A 22,007-nucleotide genomic window follows, 5' to 3' on the forward strand; every position below is an offset into this window, starting at 1 on the left:
GTGAACCACACCCCACGGGCTCTCATTCTCCCCTCTGGTCGCTCAGCACCTCACCCAGCACCTCACCCAGCACCCGCGCCGCCCGCTCCACGTCCGCGAACCCGACGTACAGCGGTGTGAACCCGAACCGCAGCACGTCAGGCTGCCGGAAGTCCCCGACGACGCCCCGCTCGACAAGCCGCTTCATCACATCCCCGGCGCCTTCCGCCACCCGCAGCGCGACCTGGCTGCCACGCTCGGCATGAGCAGCAGGGGTGAGCGACTCGACCCACCCCTCGGGGACGTAGGCGGCGACGCACTCCAGGAAGAAGTCCGTCAGGGCAAGGGACTTGGCCCGTACGGCCGCGACGCTCACCCCGTCCCACACGTCGAGCGCGGCGTCGAGGGCGAGCATGGACAGGATGTCCGGCGTCCCCACCCGCCCCCGCACCGCCCCGGACGCCGCCCGGTACTCGGGCCGCATCCCGAACGGCTCGGCGTGCGAGTTCCAACCGGGCAGCGGCGAGTCGAAACGGTCCTGGAGCCCGGCGCGGACGTAGAGATAGGCGGGCGAACCCGGGCCGCCGTTCAGGTACTTGTAGGTGCAGCCGACCGCGAGATCCACCCCGTGCTCGTCGAGCCCGACCGGCAGTGCGCCCGCGCTGTGACAGAGATCCCAGACGACGACGGCCCCGGCGTCGTGCACGGCGGCGGTGAGAGCGGGCAGTTCGTGGAGGCGGCCGGTGCGGTAGTCGACGTGGTTGAGCAGCACGGCGGCGGTACGGCGGCTCAACGCCCGCCCCATATCCTCCGGTTGGACGGAGCGCACGGTGTGCCCCGTGAGCCGGGCGGCGGACGAGGCGATGTACCCGTCGGTCGGAAAGGTGGACGCGTCGACGAGAATCTCATCCCGCTCGTCCCCGGCCATCCGCACGGCCCCCACAAGCGCCTTGAACACATTGACACTTGTGGAGTCACCGACCACGACCTGCCCGCCCGCGGCCCCCACGAGAGCCCCGATCCGGTCCCCGATCCGCTCCGGCGCGGTCCACCACCCGCTCTCCTCCCAGGAACGGATACGGAGTTCACCCCACTGCCGCCGCACGACGTCCTCGACCCGCGCGGGCACCCCGGCGGGCAGTGCGCCGAGCGAGTTGCCGTCGAGGTAGACGACGTCGTCGGTGAGCACGAACTCCTGCCGCTTGAAGGCAAGTTCATCGGCGCAATCAAGCACGGCGGCCCGCGCCCCGAGCTCAGACATGCGACCTGGCCGTCCACAGCTCGGGGAACACGTTCTTCTGCGCACGCTTCTCCAGCCAGGCCACCCCGGCGGAGCCGCCGGTGCCGGGCTTGGCACCCATGGCGCGCCGGGTGGCGACGAGATGATCGTTGCGCCAGCGCCACACCAGCTCGGCGACATCGGTCAACGCCTCGCCGAGGCAGGCGAGTTCGGAGCCCGGACCGCGGTCGGGACCGCCGCCGGAATCACCGGAGTAGACGGCCGCCCAGGCGGCCTCCACGGCGTCGGACGCCTCGTACCGCCGGGACACGTCCCGCCGCAGCACGGCCTCCGGGACCGGATACCCGCGCCGCGCGAGCAGCCGTACGACCTCGTCGTAGAGGCTCGGCTCGTGCAGGGCCTTCTCCAGCTCGGCGTGCACCCGGGGTGCACCGCGGTGCGGGACGAGCATGGAGGCGGACTTCTCGCCGAGCAGGAACTCCATGCGCCGGTACATCGCCGACTGGAACCCGGACCCCTCGCCCAGCGCGCCTCGGTACGCGTTGAACTGGCCCGGGGTGAGCTGTCCGAGCGGCTTCCAGGAGGCGTTGAGCGCCTCCAGTTCCCGTACGGACCGCTTGAGCGCGGCGACCGCCACCGGCACGTCGTCCGACCGCAGCGCCCGTACGGCGGTCTCCCACTCGTGCACGATCACGGTGAACCACAGTTCCATCACCTGGGTGGTGACCAGGAAGACCATCTCCCCGGGATCGTCGGAGAGGGTGTGCTGCAAGTGGGTGAGCACATCCGCCTTGACGTAGTCCTCGTACGGCGTGGTACCGGCGAAGTCGAGATGCGGGGCCTCGGGCTCGGAAGCCTCGGTCTGCCGGGGCGGCTGCTGAGCCTGCTGGGACATCGCTGTCTCCTGTAACTGCTCCGGGTAGCGGTCCGCCCCTGCCTTGCCGGCACGGGGGCCCCGGTCCCCACGGGCATCCTGCGTGACCCTCCACCCGACGGCAAGAGGGGATCTCCTGGGCCGTCCCCGCTCTCCCCACCCTCCCCGCACCCATCCTGCCCGGGTGGCACACTGCAGACCATGACGACGCACAAGAATCTGCTCGGTGGACCCGGGCCGACCGAACTGCCGGTGAACGAGGACGCCTACGGGATGCTGGAAGGCGGTGTGGGGGCCGTCGAGGTGGTGGCGAAGTATCCCGCCTTCTCGCTCGGGTGGGCCGTGCTGGCCGAGGAGGCGTTCGGGGCGGGGCGGGTCGTCGAGTCGTACGCGTATGCCCGGACCGGGTATCACCGGGGGCTGGACGCGCTGCGGCGGGCCGGGTGGAAGGGGCATGGGCCGATTCCGTGGAGCCACGCGGGGAATCAGGGGTTCCTGCGCTGCCTCGCCGCGCTGGCCCGGGCCGCCGGGGAGATCGGGGAGAAGGACGAGCAGGAGCGCTGCCAGCAGTTCCTTCAGGACAGCAGCGCCGAGGCCTACGCGGAGTTGAAGAAGTAGGCCGAGTCGAAGAAGTAGGCAGCGGCAGCTAGCGGCTCTGGCGGCCCTCCAAGGGTGGGGCCGTCATGCTGCAATGGGTGTGGCAGTCGGGGTGGCGGCAGCCCGGGGCCGGGCGGCGTACCAGGGTGAAGGCCAGCGCCGCCCCGACCAGCAGGACTCCCGCGCAGATCGGCATCGCCTTGCGGAACGCGCTGTCGAAGGCGTCGGCCGACCGGTACGCATCCGGGCCCATCCCCGTCAGCACCGGCAGCGCCGCCACCGCCACCAGGCCCGCCGCCCGTGCCGCCGCGTTGTTGATACCGCTGGCCAGCCCCGCCCGCGCGGTGTCCACGGACGCCAGAACCGTCGCCGTCAGCGGCGCCACCAGCACCACCATCCCGGTGCCCATGACCACCATGGCCGGGAGGACGTCCGTCACATAGACCGCCTGCTTGCCCACCCGCAGCATCAGCAGCAGCCCCGCGGCGCAGAGGAGCGGGCCCACCGTCAGCGGGATCCGGGGGCCGATACGGTCCGCCAGGGCGCCCGAGCGGGCCGAGAACAGCAGCATCAGCACCGTCGGCGGCAGCAGCGCCGCGCCCGCCTGGAGCGCGGAGTAGCCCGACACCACCTGGAGCTGGAGCGCGGTCAGGAAGAAGAAGCCGCCGAACGCCGCGTACACGCACAGCGTCACCAGGTTCACCGCCGTGAACTGGCGTGACGTGAAGATGTCCAGCGGCATCATCGGGTTCGGGGTGTGTTTCTCGACGTAGAGGAAGGCCGCGGCCGCCACCAGGCCGCCCACCGCCGTCGTCGTCACCAGCGCCGCCTGGCCGTGGCCCGCCTCGATCAGCGCGTACGTCAGCAGGGCCAGGGACAGCGCGGCCAGGGCCGCGCCGGTGATGTCGAAGCGCTGGTGGGACGTACGGGCTCCCGGCGCCGCCGATTCCGGGACGTGGCGCAGCGCCACCGGGACACAGAGCATGGCCAGGGGGACGTTCAGGAAGAACACCCAGCGCCAGCCGGGGCCGTCCACCAGCCAGCCGCCCAGGAACGGGCCGACCGCCGCGCCGACGCCGCCGAAGCCGGACCACAGGCCCACCGCGGGGCTCCGGTCGTCGGGGTGGAAGGACGCCTGGATCAGGGCCAGGGATCCCGGGGTGAGCAGCGCACCGCCGATGCCCTGGAGCGCGCGGGCCGCGATCAGGACGTCCGCCGTGGGGGCCAGCCCGCACAGCAGCGAGGCCGTCGCGAACCACACCACACCGATCACGAAGATCCTGCGGCGCCCGTAGCGGTCGCCCAGGGTGCCGCCCAGCAGGATCAGGCCCGCCAGCGTCAGCAGATAGGCGTTGACCGTCCACTGGAGCTGGGCCAGAGAGGCGCCCAGGTCGTCGCCGATGTGCGGCAGGGCGACATTGACGACCGTCGAGTCCAGCAGGGCCATGGTCGAGCCGAGGACCGTGGTGAACAGGATCCAGCGGCCCCGGGCGGAGGACAGCCGCACGGCGAGGTCGCCGGTGGCGGCTGTGTCGGCTGCGTCCCCTGCGACTGCTGCGTCGGCTGCGTCACGTGCTTCCGCTGCGTCGGCTGCGACTGCGTCATCGGAATCTGAATCGGCCACCATTCCGGTATACCCCGGGGTGTCCGGAACGCGGAGAGCCCGGCGCCCGGCGGACCGACCGCAGTCGGTCCGGGGCGCCGGGCTCTCCCGGCTGACGGCGGCGGCAGACACCCTGCCGCGAGCCGCTTACTTCATCTTGTTGCCCGCGGAGCGCAGCGCCTGCGTCGCCTCGACGACGCGCGCGGCCATGCCCGCCTCGGCCAGCTTGCCCCAGGTGCGCGGGTCGTAGGTCGACTTGGTGCCGACCTCGCCGTCGACCTTCAGGACGCCGTTGTAGTTGCGGAACACGTGGTCCACGATCGGGCGGGTGAAGGCGTACTGCGTGTCCGTGTCGAGGTTCATCTTGACCACGCCGTTGTCCAGCGCGGTGGCGATCTCCTCGGCGGTGGAGCCGGAGCCGCCGTGGAAGACGAAGTCGAACGGGGAGGCCTTGCCGTACTTGGCGGCGATGCCCTCGTTGAGCTCCTTCAGCAGCTCGGGACGGAGCACCACGTTGCCCGGCTTGTAGACGCCGTGCACGTTGCCGAAGGACGCGGCGAGCAGGTAACGGCCCTTGTCGCCGAGGCCGAGGGCCTCCACGGTGCGGACCGCGTCGTCGATCGTCGTGTAGAGGGAGTCGTTGATCTCGTGGGAGACACCGTCCTCCTCGCCACCGGTCGGGGTGATCTCGACCTCAAGGATGATCTTCGCGGCGGCGGCGCGGGCCAGCAGCTCCTGCGCGATCGCCAGGTTGTCGGCCAGGGTCTCGGCGGAGCCGTCCCACATGTGCGACTGGAAGAGCGGGTTGCGGCCGGCCTTCACGCGCTCCTCGGAGATCGCGAGCAGCGGGCGGACGTACCCGTCGAGCTTGTCCTTGGGGCAGTGGTCCGTGTGCAGGGCGACGGTGACCGGGTACTTCTCGGCGACGACGTGGGCGAACTCGGCGAGGCCGACCGCGCCGGACACCATGTCCCTGTTGTACTGGCCGCCGAGGAACTCGGCGCCACCCGTGGAGATCTGGACGATGCCGTCGCTCTCGGCCTCCGAGAGGCCGCGCAGCACCGCGTGCAGGGTCTGGGTCGAGGTGACGTTGATGGCCGGGTAGGCGAACTTGCCAGCCTTCGCCCGGTCGAGCATCTCGTTGTAGACCTCGGGGGTTGCGATGGGCATCTGACCGCTCCTTGTATCCGCGGGTTGAGGTACTGCTGTGGTTCTACGGCCCTGAGAGTGTCCGGCCTCGTGTCGTGCGGCCCTGACCCGGCCCATGGTGCGACGCCATTGTCAGCCCCATCTTTCCAGACTCGGCCCGATGCTCCAGTCCCCGGGACCCGGGCTCCTAGGGCCATTCGTCCCGATACGCGCGGGCCGCTCAGTCCAGACCCAGCTCGTCCTTCGCGTAGGCGTAGAGGTACGGCACCCCCGCGCCCACCTCGATCTTCTCGGCCGCGCCGGTCGCCCGGTCCACGATGGTGGCCACGGCGACGACCTCCGCGCCGGCCTCCCGCACCGCGTCCACCGCGGTGAGCGGGGAGCCGCCGGTGGTCGAGGTGTCCTCCACGATCAGGACCCTGCGGCCCGCGATCTCGGGACCTTCGACCCGCCTCTGCAGCCCGTGCGCCTTGGCCGCCTTCCGTACGACGAACGCGTCCAGCCTCCGGCCGCGGGCCGCCGCCGCGTGCAGCATCGCCGCGGCCACCGGGTCGGCGCCCATGGTCAGACCGCCCACCGCGTCGAACTCCAGCCCGGCCGTCAGGTCCAGCAGAACCTGGCCGACCAGCGGGGCGGCCTCGCCGTCCAGGGTGATACGGCGGAGGTCGACGTAGTAGTCCGCCTCCAGACCCGAGGAGAGGGTCACCTTGCCGTGCACCACGGCCTTGTCCTTGATCTGCCGCAGCAGGGTGCCACGCACGTCGTCCGTCATGGCAGCCAGCCTAGGGCCTGTCTGGAGTTGTGATCTGGGCTCGCAGGGCGTGGCACGCACGCTCGCCGCGTTGCCTGATCCAGATCACAACTCCAGGCAGACCCTAAAGGCGCTCAAAGGCGCCGCCAGGACCAGGTCGTCGTGGCCTCCAGCGGCTCCAGCGGTGTGACCAGTCGCGGAAGCGTGTTGAGGCCGTTGGGCGGACCGGTCTGCGGCTCCACGCACACGGCGGCCTCCTGCTCGTCGTAGACGACCACCCACTCCTCCCTGCTCGTCACCTTCAGCTCCAGCTGCCCGGGCCAGGTGAGGGTGACATCGACGCCGCCGGGCATCCCGAAGCAGTCGTCCCAGGGGCCGGGCAGCGGGTCGATCCGGTTGCCGGTGGGGAGGTGGTCGGCGCCGCGCTCCTCCTGCCAGGCGGGCGCGAAGTCGAGCCGTACGTCCTCACCGCCGAGGTTGCGGTGGAACCACGGGTGCCAGCCGATCTGCGCCGGGAAGGAGTCGTCGTACGTCTCCACCGACATCGTGAGCGTCAGGCTGTCCGGGGTCAGGGCGACCACCTGGGTGACGCGGCCGGTGTAGGGCCAGGGGTCGGTCAGGTCGTACGTGATCACCGCCTCCCCGGCCGACGTGCGGGCCGTCTTCCAGGCGCCGTCCCGGGCGGTGCCGTGGATGGCGTGCGGCGGGGCGTTGAGCGGAAGCCGGCGGACGGTGGCGCCGTCCAGGAAGCGGCCGTCCCGGGTCCGGCCGCACCAGGGGACCATGGGGAAGGAGCCGAAGCGGTCGCCCTGGCGGAGGAGTTCGGTACCGGCGATCCTGAGGCCGGTCAGTCTGCCGCCGTGCTCCGGCCGGAGGGTTGCCTCGGCGTCGGCTGCGGTCAGGGTGATGTCTGCGGTCACGGGTCCGACCCTAACGTCGGCGGGGGGTGGGGGTGCGGGTGGTTTCGCGAGTGGTTTCCGGGGGCTCTGCCCCCCGGACCCCAGTGTTGCCCACCCGCCCACCCGACTCGGTCGGTCAGATCGGCACCGATGCACCTCGCCGTTCAGCGTCTCTTGCGGAGCATCCTCGCCACGACGATCGCCGATGCCACCGCCAATGCCGCCGCGGGGGCCAACCAGCGGAGGGTGGCTTCGCCGGTGATGGTCTGCGGTGCGGGGACGGGGGCGTAGCGGCCGCGTGGTGGGGCGTGGTCGACCTCTTCGGCACTGCGGCCGATCATCGTGCGGCGGGCGTGGGCCGCTTCGGCTGGGGGGTGGGGGGAGTCGGGGTAGGTGGGCTCGGGTGCCTCGGGGGCGTCTGCGGGGGCGGACTCGGCCTCCGGTTCCGGAGTCTCCGAGGGTTCCGTCGGCTCGGCGGAGGGCTCTTGCGGCGCTTCCGGTGCTTGCTCCACCTCCCGGGCCAACTGCTCCGTGAAACGGTTCAGCAAGCGCGTCGCCGCCGCCCGTACCGTCTCCTCCGGCAGTTCCGTGAGCCGGCCGGACGCCGTTCCCGTGCCGCCGTAGACCACCGTCGTGCCGTCGTCCGACTCCCGCAGTTCCACCGTGAGCGTGAGTTTCACCGCGCCCGTGCCTCGGGACTCGGTCGCGTCGGTCTCGATGGCGTAGCCCCCGTCGGGGCGGGCGGTGACACGTGCCGAGCCCCGGTAGGTGATCGTCGTACCGCCGACGCGCACCTTCAGGCGCCCGACGACGGCCCCCTCACCAACCCCACCAACCCCACCGACCCCACCGGCCTCGCCGCTCTCCCCCGCCGAGGCGTCCCGCTGGAGCCCCGGGATCGCGCGCGCGACCCTCCCGGGGTCGGTGAGCGCCTTCCTGAGTCGGTCGGGCGGTACCGGAACGAACGCCTCATGCTCCATGTCGGCGGAGCCTACCCAGCCCCGGCCCGGATTCCCATCGGTTCGCTCCCGTCTCGCGGTGCCGTTCAGTACCGCGGCTGCACCAGCGTCGATGCCGCCACCCCCGGCACCCGGGTGCGGTCCGCCGCTCTGGCGTCGGCGAGGAGGGAGGCCTGGGTGAGGGTCCGCAGGAACGGTTCGCTGCCGTCGACGCGGAGGACGGGCGGCCGTACGGAGGCGAGGACGAAGCCCCAGTCGCGCGGGGCACCCGCCGTGCCGGTGGTGCGGTCGGGGCCCGCGGCGTAGCCGGAGGTGCGGCCGCCCACCCGGTAGGGCGCGGTGCGCAGTCCGGCGGCGCGGACGGTCGCCTCGACCGTCCAGAAGACGCGCGGACGGGACTCGACCGGACCCGCGTGCACGACGAGCCGGCCGCCGGGGGCGAGGGCGCGGCGGGCGAGGCCGTAGAACTCCTCGGAGTAGAGCTTCGCGTCGGAGGAGATGCCGGGGTCGGGCAGGTCCGCGACAACGACGTCGTACGACGAGGCGGGCAGCGCACGGAGCCGGCAGAAGACGTCGGCCGTGGTGACGTGGACGCGCGGGTCGCCGTAGACGTGGTGGTTGAGACGGGAGAGGGCGGGGTCGTGGCGGGCGAGCCGTACGACGTCCGGGTCGGGGTCGACGATGTCCACCCGGTGCACCCCCGGGTGGCGCAGCACCTCGCGGGCGGCGAGCCCGTCGCCGCCGCCGAGGACGAGGACGCGGGCGTGGGGGCCGTGCAGGGCGGGATGGACGAGGGCCTCGTGGTAGCGGCGCTCGTCGCGTCCGGCGACCCGGAGGCGGCCGTCGAGGAAGAGATCGAGGGGGCGCCCGCCGGTGCCGCCGGTGAGGACGACCTCCTGGGCACCGGTCTGGACGGCGACGCGCACATCGGCGCCGTAGACCGCGTGGCGTGCGGCGCGCTCGAAGTCGTCGACGAGGACGGCGGCCGAGGCGAGGACGACGAGGACGGCGACGTTGGCGACGAGCAGCAGCCTGCGGGCGCGGCGGCTGAGGTCGCGGCGGAAGAGGCCGAGGACGAGGGCGGCACCGGCGGTGGCGTTGACCGTGCCGGTGAGCAGCGCACCGGTGAGCTGGCCGAGGAACGGCAGCAGGAGGAAGGGGAAGGCGAGGCCGCCGGCCAGCGCGCCGACGTAGTCCGCGGCGAACAGGTCGGCGACCGCGCCGCCCACGTCCTGGCGGCGGATGCGCTGGATCAGCTCCATCAGCAGGGGGACCTCGGCGCCGATGAGGAGGCCGATGGCGAGGGAGAAGACGACCAGCAGCAGCCGTGGTCCGTCGGCCCACAGTCCGCCCCAGTCGGCGGTCCAGGCGAAGACGGCGTACAACGCCATGGCGCTGCAGCCGCCGACCAGGGCGAGCGCGGCCTCGACCACCCCGAAGCCGGCCGCCGCGAGCCGGCACAGCCGCTTCGCGGCGAGCGAGCCGACGCCCATCGCGAAGACCATGACGGACAGCACGACGGACGCCTGGGTGACCGAGTCGCCGATCAAGTACGAGGCGAGGGCGACGAGTTCGAGCTCGTACACCAGTCCGCAGGCGGCGCAGACGAACACGCCCAGGAGGACCAGGAACCGCCCGGTCGCGGGCCGGACGGGCAGCCGCGCCGAACCTCCGCCGAACGGCGGGAAATCCGTCGGGGGACCCGTCGGCGAACCCGTCGGGGACCCCGACGGATTCCCGGTGGCCGGTGCGCGCGGTTCGATCATCCTGAGACGTTATGTCATGGCTACGGCATGTTTCGTCACCCACACGTGTGTAATACGTGCCGAATTCGCAGCCGTTGAGCCGGTGCGCGTTTAACTCCGTGCACAGTGAGCCCTGTTGGCCACTGGAGCCCCGCTCACCGGGCCCTCCCCGTCGGCACCCGGGTGCCGACCCGCGTCCGCGTCGCCACCAACTGCCCGTCCTGTGGGTACGCGTGCCAGGTGCGCCAGTGCACCTGCCCCTCGTGCCGCTGGGCGAGCAGCGCGGTGAACGCGTGCGGGCTGCCGGGGAAGACGCCCGCGAGACCGTGCGGATGGTCGGCGACCAGCGCCAGCAACTCCTGGGCTCGGCCCGCGAACTGGCCCGGGGACAGCATCTCGACGCGCGCGGCGAACTCGTACTCCCAGTCGCCGACCCGTTTCGCGACGCCCAGCGGCAGGGGTGTGCTGGACCCCGCGATACAGGCGACCGTCTCCGAGCAGTGCGTCCGCTCCTCCTCCAGGAGCACCTGGTGGGACGCGCCGAGAAGTCTCAACTGGAGTTTCGCGCCCGCCAGTTCCAGGTCGAGCGTGGCGAGGGCGGGGAGCGGCTCACGCCCCAGGGCCCAGGCGAGGTCGGCCGCGCGTGTATCGGTGTAGGAGGTGTTCAGGGTCGTGAGCATGGATCGGCTCCGCTGGCACGCGAGGAGAGGGGGTGCGGCCCGGCCCGCCCCGTTGACACCGGGGGAACGGCCGGGACAGCCCAGTCGGGAGGGGGCGTCCCGCGGACGACCGAGGGGCTGCGTTGGTGATTTAGAGGGAATCATGAACTGTGGCTCTGCCACAGCGTTTTTACCCAACTTCGTGGGGTTTCCATCCCTCAGAGGGCCCTTCAGCTCATCTGTTCAATCACCTGTGTGCACCCGATCGTGAAAGCCACACACCGGTACGACAACTTCCGCCCGACTCGCTCACATCCACGGCCCGATGACGACCGCCTCCCGACCCCGGTACTCGGCCCCGTGCTCAGCCCCGGGCTCAGCCCCGTACCGAGCCCTGGGCTCAGCCGCCGCCTCCGCAGCCACCCCCACACCCGCCCCCACCGCCACAGCCACCGCCCCCACCGCAGCCGCCACCGCCTCCGCACGAGGAATGCCCCCCGTGATGGCCGCCACCGCTGTGGCCCCCGTGATGCCCGCCCGACGAGGACCCGCCGGAGCCGTCACCTGTATCGGCCCACCAGCTCCCGCCGCTCCCACTCCCGCTCCCGCTGCCGCGGCCGTACGACCGCGAGGACCGCGAGGACCGCCCCCGCTTCACCAGCCGGTCCCTCCCCCGGCGCCGCCGTGCCCTGCCGATCGCATTCCCGAGAACCAGGACCACGACCACCGCCAGGATGATGCCGAAGACCATGGCGCCACCCTCCTTCCGTTCCCCCGGAGCGTCCCCCCGTGGGCGCTCCCCAGGATCTGGGGGATGCCCGGCGCCCCAGCGGCCCAAAGCGGAGTTGAGCAAAGCCAGAGCTTCGGCGCAGGATGGCCGGCATGACCACCAGCGGACGCCCCTTCCTCAACCGCCGGCTCGCCGAGTTCGGGACGACGATCTTCGCCGAGATGTCGGCGCTGGCCCTGCGGACCGGGTCGATCAACCTGGGCCAGGGCTTCCCCGACACGGACGGCCCGGAGGAGGTGCGGGAGGCGGCGGTACGGGCGCTGCGCGACGGCCGGGGCAACCAGTACCCGCCGGGCCCGGGCATCCCGGAGCTGCGCACGGCGGTAGCGGACCACCAGCGACGCCGCTACGGCCTCGCCGTCGACCCCGACACGGAGGTCCTGGTCACGGCGGGCGCGACGGAGGCGATCGCGGCGGCGCTGCTGGCGCTGCTGGAGCCCGGTGACGAGGTGGTCGCGCTGGAGCCGTACTACGACTCGTACGCGGCCTGTATCGCGATGGCGGGCGGCAGACGCGTCCCGGTCACCCTGCGCCCGCACGAGGGGGGGTTCCGCCTGGACCTCGACGAACTGCGCGACGCGGTCACCGACCGCACGAGGCTGCTCCTGATCAACACTCCGCACAACCCGACGGGCACGGTCCTGACCCGCGAGGAACTCGCGGTGATCGCCGATCTCGCCGTCGAACGGAACCTCCTCGTCGTCACCGACGAGGTGTACGAGCACCTGGTCTTCGACACCTCGGAACATGTACCGCTGGCGACGTTCCCGGGGATGCGCGAGCGCACGGTGACGATCGGCTCGGCGGGCAAGACGTTCTCGTTCACGGGATGGAAGGTCGGCTGGGTGACCTCGACCCCGGCCCTGGTCACGGCGGTGCGCTCGGCGAAGCAGTTCCTGACGTACGTCAGCGCGGGCCCGTTCCAGTACGCGGTCGCCGAGGCCCTGCGCCTGCCGGAGTCGTACTTCGAGGACTACCGCACCGACCTGGAGACCAAGCGCGACCTGCTGGCGGCCGGACTGCGCACGGCCGGGTTCACGGTCTTCCAGCCCCAGGGCACGTACTTCATCACCACCGACATCACGCCCTTCGGAGAGAAGGACGGCTACGCCTTCTGCCACGCGCTCCCCGAACGCTGCGGCGTAGTCGCCATCCCCAACTCCGTCTTCTACGACGACCCCGAAGCCGGCCGCAGCCAGGTCCGCTTCGCCTTCTGCAAGAAGGACGATGTCCTCCGAGAAGCAGCAAGTCGGCTGCGACGGCTGGCTGGCTGAACTCACGACCTCGTCGGCGCTGCGGAGCACGGGACGTACCCCCGCTGGGCACCGTCATCGTCGCCCGGCCAACGCTCGCACGTTCTCCGGCAAAGCATGAAGGATGAACGGCGCGTCCGTCACGGCGGTGCGGGTTGCCTCCAGATACGTTGCCGCATTCTTGCCTTCGATGGTCCTCCGGCCGGCCCGGCGTGAACTCACCGGCATTCATCGCCGACCCGAACCCCGACATAGCGTTGATTACTCTAAGTTGCTGATTCAATGCTTTCTGTAGTCGGCGTGAAGCGCACGGCGACCGGGAACGAGGAGAGATCACCCATGCGAAGCATGTTTATTCAAGGCGGCCACCATGTCCGCCGTCGGCGTGCTGGCTTTCGTCGCGGCCCCGCCCTCGCAGGCCGTTACTCCCGGCCGAGAGGCGGTCCGTGCCGCCGCGGAAGGCTCCGCGTACTTCGTGATGACCGACATCACGCGGGAAGAGTTCGTCATCAAGCTGACGAAGAGCGACGAGATCAAGCACGCCCGGGAGCTCGTCAGCGGAGAGACCAGCGAACGGCCCCACGTGGTCACGCGGATCGTCAAGCGGGAGGCCGCCTACAACCCGCGCTGGAGCTTCAGCAACAACCCTGGCTCAACCCACTTCTTCGACCAGGCCATCGAGGTCTGCGACGCGACCATCCCCTACGTCGAAGACCACCTCGACGAGGTCGGCGGCGCCTTCCTGCCCGGCGGCTACTGGTGCGACTGGAGCTCGCGTCTGGTCCGGGAAGTCCCCGCCCCGTAGGTGACTGACCCCAGGCCCCGGCGCGGCGCACCTCACGAGCCGGGGCCGGTAACTCCTCGTCGGTGACGGCCTGCGCGCGGCCGGATTCGAGGTCTACCAGCCCCGGGGCACGTACGTCATCACCACCGACATCGCCCCCTTCGACGACAAGGACGCCTTCACCTTCTGCCAGGCGCTCCCCGAACGCTGCGGCGTTGTCGCCGTCCCCAACCCCGTCTTCTACGACGACCCCGACGCCGGCCGCAGAAGGTGCCGGGTGGCCCGAGTGGATCTCGGTGCGCGCGGTTCTTGACACGCGGTCGGAGTCCGTTCAAGATCTTCACACTATTGCCACACCGGCCACCCGCTCCCCGCCCATACGCAATGACCTGGGGATGGTCTGCGCTCTGCCTCTCGTTTCCGGTTCCGCCATGGAACGGGCCCCGAGCCGAACCAGCGTGCGGACCGCACCCGGCGCCCTCCGCCGAGCCAGGGGCAGGCCCAGGAGGAGAGACATGGGTATATCCCGATCTGTCAGATCGCTCACCGTTGCCGCGAGTGCCGCGGTTCTGTGCGCCGTCGCGCCCGCGCCGACCGCTGTCGCGGACGACACCGGTGCCGTGATCACGTTCGACGGCATTTCCTCGGACGCCGGAGGGGACGGCACCGTCAGCACCGGGCAGACGATCACCGGCACGACGGACGTCACCTTCACGGTGCACGCGGACCCGGACGACGAGCCCACCTCGGCCGTTGTGAGCATCACCGGCAGCGGCGTGTACCAGGGCACCGGCACGCTCAAGCAGACCTTCGATCTGCACCCGGGGGACTGCCTGCCCTCCTGCACCCTGCACGCGACCCTGGACACCGCCGCCACCCAGCAGTTCGGGGGCACGAACGGAGTGGCCGCGCCGCTGGTGAACGACGGTGCGAACACCATCCACATCGACGTGAACAGCCCTCGCCCACGGACCGTCACGGCCGACGCCGACGTCACCGTGGACAACGGGCGGCCGGTCGTCACCCTGCCCGATCTGCCTGGCGAGGACGCCTGGACCGGCCACAAGCCCGTGGGCCTGTCCGCGGACGGCGAGTTGTCGCTGCGCGCCACCGCGACCGGCGACAACGGAGTCTCGCGCGTGCGGTACTTCAGCTCCAGCAGCGCCTGGCCCGCCCCTGCCGACCTGGCCGCCCCGGAAAGCGGCGCGACGTGGACCACCACGCTGGACACGAGTGCGGTCCCGGCCGGCCTGTATGCCGGAGGCGTCTACGTCGTTGCCTACGACAAGGACGGCCGCGCGGGTTCCCCGGTCCGGGCCGACACCCTTGTCGACCACGGCTTCAGCATCACGCCGAAGCTCGACGCCGTCATCCACCCGGGCGAGACGCCGGTAAACGTGACCTACGCCTACCCGTCGGCGCTCACCAAGACGTTCCCGTCCAACCTCAACTACGCCTACCCGGTCAGTACCACCGTGTCGCTCGACGGCAAGGCCCAGGCGACGACACCGGTCGGCGCCTACACCTACGAGGGCAACACCGGGGGCTTCGTCGCCGACCTCGGCCAGCTCCCCTACGGCGCCCACACGCTGACGTTCGACACGGTCGACAACCGCGGCGCCCACGGCCGGGTGGACCTGCCGGTCAGGGTGGTGTCCACAGTCGAGCCGACGTGGACGGACGGCTTCCAGGACTTCCCCGTGGCGGGCAGCAACTGGAAGATCGCCGCCACTACATCCGCCGACGACGGCGTCAGCCGGGCCGAGCACTGGACCCTCGACGTCGACGGCACGACCGTTGCCACCGGCAGCTATCCCGCGCAGCCCTCCGGCACCTGGAAGGCCACGACCACCGGTGTGCACTACGTAACGCTGACCGTCGTCTCCCAGTACGGCGACACCACCGTGCGGAGCCAGCCGCTCCGCGTCGTAGCCGCCACGACCACCCAGCTGACCGGCCCTGCCACCAGCACCTACGGCAGCAAGGCGACCTTCACCGCCACCGTGGCGCAGACCGGCGCCAAGGCCGCGGCCGGCGCCAAGGTCAGCTTCCAGTACAAGCGGGCGGGAACCTCCACCTGGAAGACCCAGGCGACCGTCACCGCGGACAGCACCGGCAAGGCCTCCTACACCACGACCGCCAAGTACAACGGCGCCTGGCGCGCCGTCACCGCGGCCAAGAGCCTGACGTGGGCGTCCTCGACCAGCAAGACCCTGACGTCGCAGGTCAAGGCCATACTCACGGTCAGCAGGCCGGCCACCACGGCAGTCCACGGCAAGCCCGTGTCCTACACCGCGCTCAGCTCCCCCTACGTCACGGGGACCGCGCTGCGCTTCCAGGCCCGCCAGAAGGACGGCACATGGGTGACCCTCACCAGTGCCTCCCTCTCCACCAGCGGCAGCGCCACTGCGAAGATCACCTTCTCGCACACGGGGACATGGACGCTGCGGGTCTACCGCCCGGGTACCACCGATCTGACGGGCACGTACTCCTCGTCCTGGACGGTCAAGGTCAGCTGATCCGGGGGCCGTCGTCCCAGCGCGACCAGCTTGCCGACGGCCCGCGCGGCCGGGTTCACGGTCTTCCAGCCGCAGGGCGCGTCGTTCCGCCGCTCTGCGGCGGTGTGCCTCACTTTTGATCCGCCGTCAGAGGGTCAGAAATCTGGTTCTGGCTCACTTCTGGTGCTGAAGTGAGCCAGAACCAGAATTCGGGCGTCGCCGAGAGCATCCACAGCACATGTGGCTGATTCAGCCGCCGCCTAGACCGAACGGTAAGGAGCGCGCCGTCCGGATGGGCTTCTGGTTCCGTCAGCGGATCGGGACGAGGGCGGGTTCTGTCGTGCGGGTCGCCGAGAAGCTCGCTGAAACGCGGAAGCCCCTGCCGGACCCGGTGCGGCGGGCCGAGATCCACGGCCCGCCGCCGACTGCGGTCTTCTACGACCACCACGAGCAGGGCGGCGAGGTCGTAGGAGGCCGGGAGAGCGCGAAGCGCTTGACGCTATTCGGTGTCCTTCGGGTGTCGCGGCGAGGCGTACACCAGGATCACAGTCGAGGTATCCGGACTGACCAGGTAGCGGACGCGGCCGCCGCTGGTGATCTCGTACTCCCACTGCTCCAGCTCGGAGCCCTTCCATTCCCTGGTGGCGTGCCTGCCGCGGAGCTGGTGCTGGCGGTTCCAGTTGGCGCGCGACAGCGGGTCCGCGCGAAGGGCTTCCAGGCAGCGATGCGCGTTCGGCAACGCCACCCGGCACAGCTCCTCCCAACCTGTCGCAGCCTCCGTGGTCCCGTGGATGACGTTCCAACCGCTCAGCGGGGGAACACTGACCCGATCGCCCTTCTTCGGGCTCACTCGTGTACCTCGACCGGGCCGAGCTCGACGTCGGCCAGCGGACGGAGCGCTTCCCTGAGCTGGTCAGGGTCGGCGTTGATGCGGGCGGTCGCTCGCCACGAGACGATCGCTCGGTGCACAGCCTCCCTGGCGCCCAGCTCAGCGGCGTCGGAGAGCGCATCCAGGAGCTCGACGGTGAATTCCCGAACTTCCTCGTCGTCCAGGTGACGCACCCACGGGAACACCTCAGGCAGCGCGAGCACAAGCGACCTGGCGCCGCCGTCCTGCTTCATCAGGGCAAGGAACAGTCGGGACGCGGTAGTCAGGTTTTCCTCGGTGCGCTCTGCGTGTATGGCTGTGGTCAGCACCATGTCCGGCGCGTCTCGGTGCGTGACACGCAGACATCCCAGGGCGGCGGCCCTCGCGGCGACTGCCTTCGGGTTCCGGGACAGATCGGTGAACGAGACGGATTCCGATTCGGATGCCAGATACACGACGCTCATACTCAGACTGTACTCTGACTGCACTCTGACTTCTAGGCGGGATGACAGCTGTCCCCGAAAAATGGGTGCGCGAACACGGAGTGGCCTGGGTGACCTCGACCCCAGCCCTGGTCACGGCGGTGCGCTCGGCGAAGCAGTTCCTGACGTACGTCAGCGCGGGCCCGTTCCAGTACGCGGTCGCCGAGGCCCTGCGCCTACCGGAGTCGTACTTCGAGGACTACCGCACCGACCTGGAGACCAAGCGCGACCTACTGGCGGCCGGACTGCGCACGGCCGGGTTCACGGTCTTCCAGCCCCAGGGCACGTACTTCATCACCACCGACATCACCCCCTTCGGAGAGAAGGACGGCTACGCCTTCTGCCACGCGCTCCCCGAACGCTGCGGCGTAGTAGCCATCCCCAACTCCGTCTTCTACGACGACCCCGAAGCCGGCCGCAGCCAGGTCCGCTTCGCCTTCTGCAAGAAGGACGGCATCCTCCAAGAAGCAGCAAGTCGGCTGCGGCACCTGGCCGACTGAGCTCACGAGCTCTTCGACCTGAACGAGCATCGATGCTGTGCAGAGAGCGGACGAGGGTGATCGACGAAGTCAGGGAACGTACGCCGCACAGCCGCGACCGGGTGAGGTGCTGTAGCTGTCGCCTCGGTCGAGGCGATCATGCCCGACGGCACCACGTGTCGACTTCGGTGATGCCCCCGTGCATCCGTCGCGCAGATCGCTTTGCTCGAACCCGTGGGAGCATCAACAGACCTTCGGCTACCCGGTGCCGACGTCGCCGGCCACAAGGCCGCAGAGGCTATTCGGTTTCCTTCGGGTGTCGCGGGGAGGCGTACACAAGGATCACGGTCGAGGTGTCCGGGCTGACCAGTCGGTGCACCGCCGCACGGCCCGACGGCTCGGGTTGCACGCGGTGGCGGTCGCCGGAGAAGCGCTGCTCAACCGCTCCCCTGTAGCCCAGGCGCAGGATTCGTCGTCCTCGAAATCCGCCTGCCACCTCACCGCGTGTCGACGCCCCCATGGCCACCGCGGTCCTCCGGCCGACCCGGCGTGAACTCACCGGCATTCATCGCCGACCCGAACCCCGACATAGCGTTGATTACTTTAAGTTGCTTATTCAATGCCTTGTGTAGTCAGCCGTGCAGTGCGCGGCGACCGGGCACAAGGAGAGATCACCCATGCGAAGCGTGTTCATCAAGGCGGCCACTATGGCCGCCGTCGGCGTGCTGGCTTTCGTCGCGGCCCCGCCCTCGCAGGCCGTTACTCCCGGCCGACAGGCGGTCCGTGCCGCCGCGGAAGGCCCCGCGCACTTCGTGATGACCGACATCACCCGGGAAGAGTTCGTCATCAAGCTGACGCACAGCGACGAGATCAAGCACGCCCGGGAGCTCGTCAGCGGAGAGACCAGCGAACGGCCCCACGTGGTCACGCGGATCGTCAAGCGGGAGGCTGCCTACAACCCGCGCTGGAGCTTCGGCAACAACCCTGACTCAACCCACTTCTTCGACCAGGCCATCGAGGTCTGCGACGCGACCATCCCCTACGTCGAAGACCACCTCGACGAGGTCGGCGGCGCCTTCCTGCCCGGCGGCTACTGGTGCGACTGGAGCTCGCGTCTGGTCCGGGAAGTCCCCGCCCCGTAGAAGTCCCCGCCCCGTAGGTGACTGACCCCAGGCCCCGGCGCGGCGCACCTCACGAGCCAGGGCTCGGGACGTCGCTGATCAGAAGCTAGAGGGTCACCGCCTGTCTGCCGTGACAGCAGCAGACAGGCCAGGCCCGAGTCCCACTTCACTCGATCGGATGCCGTCGGCTCTTGGGCAGGCCATGACGGGCTGGTCCGGGATGCGTTGGAGGTCCTCCTGGGCGGCGGCCGGGGTCGGAAGCGAGACTGTCCCGGGCGGCGACGAGGTGTGGGGCGATGTACTCCTCGTGAGTGACCGGTCCGTACAGGTGGTACAGCAGGCCGATCGTGCGCTTGCCCATCTCGTGGACGACGGGGATCACGCGGCTCTCGCCTCGTTGTCCGAGCAGCGCCGGGTGAAGGCGTCCACCCGGTGGGCGGCGAGACGGACAGCGGCGAGAACCGCCTCACGCCGCCCTGCGCGGCCTGCCCTCCCGCGCCCGGTCCTGCATCGCGGACTTCAGCTGTCGCGAGGTGCCCTCCGAGGAGCGGCAGGCGTGCGCGACCTCGATGCGGAGGATGGACCGGTCGTCGGGGTCGGAGAGGTCCCGCCGGTTCGCCTCACCGTGGAGGGTGATGGCGTGGTCGTCGGAGACCTGCAGCAGTTCCTCAATGCCTCGGGGCTGCCGCATGAGTCCCTCGGTCGATGCAACCATGCCGGCCGGACCGGCTGTTCCCGATGCGGCCGCTCGGCCGTACAGGCGTCGGCGTTCCATCGCGAACGAGGTACAGGCGCGACCTGCGTGTCTCGGCGCCACGTCGGATCCGACGTCCATCCGGCACCGCGCCCTTGCCCTCAGTGCTCGCAGGTCTGGCTTCCGTGCGGGTCGGCCCCCGCCCCGCGGACTCACCCAGGAGGCTATTGACCGACGGTCGGTCACTAATCTAGTGTCCTGTATTGACCGACGGTCGGTCAATACAGGAGAGTGATCGAGATGGCGCGCACGGTAAAGAAGCCCCACGAGCGGCGTGCCGAGATCGTGGCGGCGGCACGGCGTCTGTTCGCGAGCCGCGGCTACGACGTCTTCACGATGAACGACGTGGTCTCCGACCTTGGGATCGCGAAGGGCACCGTCTACCACTACTTCAAGTCCAAGGAGGATCTGCTCGAGGCCGTCGTGACCGACATCGTCGGGCAGGCGACCGAACAGATGCGCCAGGTCCTGCATGCGGCCGACGGCGGTGCTGTCGAGCGAATGGCCGCCCTCATCTCCGCCGGCCGGGTCGCCGACGAGAACGAGCGAATCCTCGAACATCTGCACCGTGGCGGGAATGCCGGGATGCACGCCCGGCTGCTCGCCGTGGCGATCGAACAGCAGGCCCCTCTGTACGCCGAGGTGCTACGCGAGGGCACCGCAACCGGCGTCTTCGCGGTCGGCCTCCCCCTGGAGACGGCCGAGTTCCTGCTGAGCGCTGCGCAGTTCCTCACCGACGAAGGGATCGCCCCTTGGCCGCCGGAGACTCTCGCGCGCCGGGCGCAAGCGCTGCCCTCCCTCGTCGAACGCCTGGTGGGCGCGGCCGAGGGGACTTTCGCGTTCCTCCTCATGCCGGAACAGCCCCCCGCGGGCTGACCTGGGACGCGCCGCTCCCTTGATGTTTCCGTTCGCCACCTGAGACCTCCGTACCACTGCCCGTGGCGGCCGTCATGGCGTTCACCGGCCGGGCCCGGGCGGCCGCCGGTGAACGGCCGCCACTGGTGAACGGCCGCCACCGTCTTGTCCCAGCTCAGCTCACTTCACCCCGCGGCCCAGCCTGAAAGGACCCGATGACCACCATGACCACCCCCTGCCCTCAGACCGGGACCCCCGCCCACAGCAGCACTCCGGCGGGCGCCGGACCCAGGCCCGGCAGCTCCCTGTCCAGGGTGTTGGGCCTGCGCGACTTCCGTCTGTTCGTCGCCGGAGCGGGCACCTCCCTGCTCGGTGACCAGTTCAGCCTCATCGCGATGCCCTGGCTCGTGCTGCAGCTCACCCGGAGCCCGGTGGCCCTGGGCGCGGCGCTCGCTCTCGAGGGGGCACCACGGGCACTGCTCATGCTCTTCGGCGGGGCCGTGACCGACCGCATCTCACCGCGCCGGGTGATGCAGATCACCGCGGCGGTGCGCGGCCTGCTCACCGCCCTGCTCGCCATGGCAGTGGCCACCGGTGCCGTGCAACTGTGGACGGTGTTCCTGGCGAGCGCGCTGTTCGGCATCACCGCCGGATTCTCGGTGCCCGCAGAAAACAGCATGGTGCCGCAGCTCGTCCACACCGATGACCTGCAGGCGGGCAACTCCGTCATCATGGGACTGGGTCAGTTGGCCGGCTTCGTCGGCCCCAGCGCGGCGGGTGCCCTCATCGGCGCGTTCGCCCACAGCCTCACCGGCGTCGCCGTCGCGCTCGGCATCGACGCCGCCACCTTCGCGGTATGTCTGCTCACGCTGATGCGCATGCGCGCCCGGCACCAGGCCGACCGACCGGCAGCCACCGAGAGCAGCCTTCTCACCTCGACAGTCGTCGGCCTGCGCCACCTTCGGGACGACACCGCGCTGCGGGCCGTCTTCGGGGTCCTCGCCATCGTCAACTTCCTGATCACAGGACCGGTACTGGTGGGAATCCCGCTACTGGCCGATCGGCGCCTCGCCGAGGGCAGCATCGCGCTCGGGCTGCTCATGTCCGCGTTCGCCGTCGGCAACCTTTTCGGGTACCTCACGGCCGGATCGCTGCCCCGCCCCTCCGCGGCGCTCCTGCGCCACGTGATGCTCGCATTCGTCGCGGCCTTCGGCGCGATCGTCGCCTCGCTCGCATTCATTCCCTGGATGTGGTTGGACTTCATGCTGCTTGCCGTGCTGGGACTCGGCAACGGATTCCTCGCCGTCCTGCTCATCACCTGGATGCAGGCCCGCGTACCCAAGGAGATGACCGGCCGCATCATGAGCCTGATGATGCTCGCCGGCTCAGGACTCGTACCGGTGTCCCAGGCGCTGGCAGGAACACTGGGCTCGATGAGCCTGCCCCTGCTGTTCATACTGCCCGGGGCGCTGGTCGTACTCGTCGCCGCAGGCATGCCCTTCCTCGGTGGCCTGCGCCAGCTCGGCACCCAGCTCGCAGGACGCCTCGACAGCACCGATGCACGACGGCCCGTGACTTCTCCGGGTGCCTGCTGAAACCCGTGACTTCTCCGGGTGCCCGCCGAAAGCAGCCGCGGTCCGCGCCAGAACACCCGCGCGGCATACCGGT

At 70.4% G+C, this 22,007-nt stretch carries 20 protein-coding genes and 2 pseudogenes; 9 read left to right on the top strand and 13 right to left on the bottom strand.

The window, feature by feature from the left end:
* Positions 1 to 22: 22 nt before the first annotated feature.
* Positions 23 to 1,240: a kynureninase gene (gene kynU / locus ACSYGN_RS18600; protein WP_460397050.1), complete on the bottom strand. Its 1,218-nt coding sequence runs from the start codon at positions 1,238 to 1,240 to the stop codon at positions 23 to 25.
* Positions 1,233 to 2,114, bottom strand: coding sequence for a tryptophan 2,3-dioxygenase family protein (locus ACSYGN_RS18605; RefSeq protein WP_460397052.1), 882 nt, complete (start codon positions 2,112 to 2,114; stop codon positions 1,233 to 1,235). Before ACSYGN_RS18605 ends, kynU begins: the two co-directional genes overlap by 8 nt.
* A gap of 180 nt (positions 2,115 to 2,294) precedes the next feature.
* On the opposite strand from ACSYGN_RS18605, the gene ACSYGN_RS18610 reads away from it, so the two are divergent.
* A complete protein-coding gene (locus ACSYGN_RS18610; protein WP_460397054.1) occupies positions 2,295 to 2,711 on the top strand; it encodes a DUF3151 domain-containing protein in 417 nt (138 codons plus the stop codon).
* Between the two features lie 28 nt (positions 2,712 to 2,739).
* Here the strand turns inward: ACSYGN_RS18610 and ACSYGN_RS18615 are convergent, their stop codons facing one another.
* From ACSYGN_RS18615 to ACSYGN_RS18645, 7 genes are all read right to left on the bottom strand, one after another.
* Positions 2,740 to 4,197 carry an MFS transporter gene (locus tag ACSYGN_RS18615; RefSeq protein ID WP_460403554.1) on the bottom strand — a complete coding sequence of 486 codons (1,458 nt, stop codon included), beginning with the start codon at positions 4,195 to 4,197 and terminating at the stop codon, positions 2,740 to 2,742.
* 243 nt (positions 4,198 to 4,440) lie between these two features.
* Positions 4,441 to 5,463, bottom strand: a complete 1,023-nt coding sequence (fbaA, locus tag ACSYGN_RS18620; RefSeq protein WP_460397056.1) for a class II fructose-bisphosphate aldolase — start codon at positions 5,461 to 5,463, stop codon at positions 4,441 to 4,443.
* Positions 5,464 to 5,662: 199 nt separating this feature from the next.
* A complete protein-coding gene (gene pyrE, locus ACSYGN_RS18625) occupies positions 5,663 to 6,214 on the bottom strand; it encodes an orotate phosphoribosyltransferase (RefSeq protein ID WP_460397058.1) in 552 nt (183 codons plus the stop codon).
* A gap of 113 nt (positions 6,215 to 6,327) precedes the next feature.
* The gene (locus ACSYGN_RS18630) at positions 6,328 to 7,113 is read right to left on the bottom strand and encodes an aldose epimerase family protein (protein WP_460397060.1); all 786 of its coding nucleotides are present in this window, start codon (positions 7,111 to 7,113) and stop codon (positions 6,328 to 6,330) included.
* 143 nt (positions 7,114 to 7,256) lie between these two features.
* Entirely contained in the window at positions 7,257 to 8,072 is an 816-nt protein-coding gene (locus ACSYGN_RS18635; RefSeq protein ID WP_460397062.1) for an SRPBCC family protein, read from the bottom strand.
* Positions 8,073 to 8,137: 65 nt separating this feature from the next.
* Entirely contained in the window at positions 8,138 to 9,817 is a 1,680-nt protein-coding gene (locus ACSYGN_RS18640) for a polyamine aminopropyltransferase (protein ID WP_460397064.1), read from the bottom strand.
* Positions 9,818 to 9,951: 134 nt separating this feature from the next.
* The gene (locus tag ACSYGN_RS18645) at positions 9,952 to 10,476 is read right to left on the bottom strand and encodes a DUF2617 family protein (protein ID WP_460397066.1); all 525 of its coding nucleotides are present in this window, start codon (positions 10,474 to 10,476) and stop codon (positions 9,952 to 9,954) included.
* An 852-nt stretch (positions 10,477 to 11,328) separates the two neighbouring features.
* Here ACSYGN_RS18645 and ACSYGN_RS18650 point away from each other — a divergent pair.
* The 4 genes and pseudogenes from ACSYGN_RS18650 to ACSYGN_RS18665 all read left to right on the top strand — a co-directional run bounded on the left by ACSYGN_RS18650 (position 11,329) and on the right by ACSYGN_RS18665 (position 15,801).
* On the top strand, positions 11,329 to 12,519 hold the full coding sequence (locus ACSYGN_RS18650) for a pyridoxal phosphate-dependent aminotransferase (protein ID WP_460397068.1): 1,191 nt from the start codon (positions 11,329 to 11,331) through the stop codon (positions 12,517 to 12,519).
* Positions 12,520 to 12,868: 349 nt separating this feature from the next.
* Positions 12,869 to 13,303: a BP74-related protein gene (locus ACSYGN_RS18655; protein WP_460397070.1), complete on the top strand. Its 435-nt coding sequence runs from the start codon at positions 12,869 to 12,871 to the stop codon at positions 13,301 to 13,303.
* Between the two features lie 55 nt (positions 13,304 to 13,358).
* A pseudogene (locus tag ACSYGN_RS18660) lies at positions 13,359 to 13,595 on the top strand (hypothetical protein); the annotation flags it as partial.
* A 202-nt stretch (positions 13,596 to 13,797) separates the two neighbouring features.
* Positions 13,798 to 15,801 (top strand): RHS repeat domain-containing protein, encoded by a 2,004-nt coding sequence (locus tag ACSYGN_RS18665; RefSeq protein WP_460397072.1) that lies wholly within the window; start codon positions 13,798 to 13,800, stop codon positions 15,799 to 15,801.
* 478 nt (positions 15,802 to 16,279) lie between these two features.
* On the opposite strand, the gene ACSYGN_RS18670 is transcribed toward ACSYGN_RS18665, so the two are convergent.
* A complete protein-coding gene (locus tag ACSYGN_RS18670; RefSeq protein WP_360221781.1) occupies positions 16,280 to 16,525 on the bottom strand; it encodes a hypothetical protein in 246 nt (81 codons plus the stop codon).
* Positions 16,526 to 16,626: 101 nt separating this feature from the next.
* Positions 16,627 to 17,112, bottom strand: coding sequence for a prevent-host-death family protein (locus ACSYGN_RS18675; RefSeq protein ID WP_460397074.1), 486 nt, complete (start codon positions 17,110 to 17,112; stop codon positions 16,627 to 16,629).
* An 80-nt stretch (positions 17,113 to 17,192) separates the two neighbouring features.
* On the opposite strand from ACSYGN_RS18675, the pseudogene ACSYGN_RS18680 reads away from it, so the two are divergent.
* Together ACSYGN_RS18680 and ACSYGN_RS18685 are read left to right on the top strand one after the other, a co-directional pair.
* Positions 17,193 to 17,630, top strand: a pseudogene (locus tag ACSYGN_RS18680) (aminotransferase class I/II-fold pyridoxal phosphate-dependent enzyme); the annotation flags it as partial.
* A 656-nt stretch (positions 17,631 to 18,286) separates the two neighbouring features.
* The gene (locus ACSYGN_RS18685) at positions 18,287 to 18,751 is read left to right on the top strand and encodes a BP74-related protein (RefSeq protein ID WP_460397076.1); all 465 of its coding nucleotides are present in this window, start codon (positions 18,287 to 18,289) and stop codon (positions 18,749 to 18,751) included.
* Positions 18,752 to 18,896: 145 nt separating this feature from the next.
* Here the strand turns inward: ACSYGN_RS18685 and ACSYGN_RS18690 are convergent, their stop codons facing one another.
* Both ACSYGN_RS18690 and ACSYGN_RS18695 read right to left on the bottom strand, forming a co-directional pair.
* Entirely contained in the window at positions 18,897 to 19,112 is a 216-nt protein-coding gene (locus ACSYGN_RS18690) for a hypothetical protein (RefSeq protein ID WP_460397078.1), read from the bottom strand.
* 84 nt (positions 19,113 to 19,196) lie between these two features.
* Positions 19,197 to 19,421 (bottom strand): hypothetical protein, encoded by a 225-nt coding sequence (locus ACSYGN_RS18695; protein ID WP_460397080.1) that lies wholly within the window; start codon positions 19,419 to 19,421, stop codon positions 19,197 to 19,199.
* Positions 19,422 to 19,724: 303 nt separating this feature from the next.
* On the opposite strand from ACSYGN_RS18695, the gene ACSYGN_RS18700 reads away from it, so the two are divergent.
* Both ACSYGN_RS18700 and ACSYGN_RS18705 read left to right on the top strand, forming a co-directional pair.
* Positions 19,725 to 20,360 carry a TetR/AcrR family transcriptional regulator gene (locus ACSYGN_RS18700; RefSeq protein WP_460397081.1) on the top strand — a complete coding sequence of 212 codons (636 nt, stop codon included), beginning with the start codon at positions 19,725 to 19,727 and terminating at the stop codon, positions 20,358 to 20,360.
* Between the two features lie 194 nt (positions 20,361 to 20,554).
* The gene (locus tag ACSYGN_RS18705) at positions 20,555 to 21,934 is read left to right on the top strand and encodes an MFS transporter (protein ID WP_460397083.1); all 1,380 of its coding nucleotides are present in this window, start codon (positions 20,555 to 20,557) and stop codon (positions 21,932 to 21,934) included.
* The last annotated feature ends 73 nt before the right edge of the window (positions 21,935 to 22,007 follow it).

It is taken from the genome of Streptomyces sp. YIM S03343, assembly GCF_054729195.1.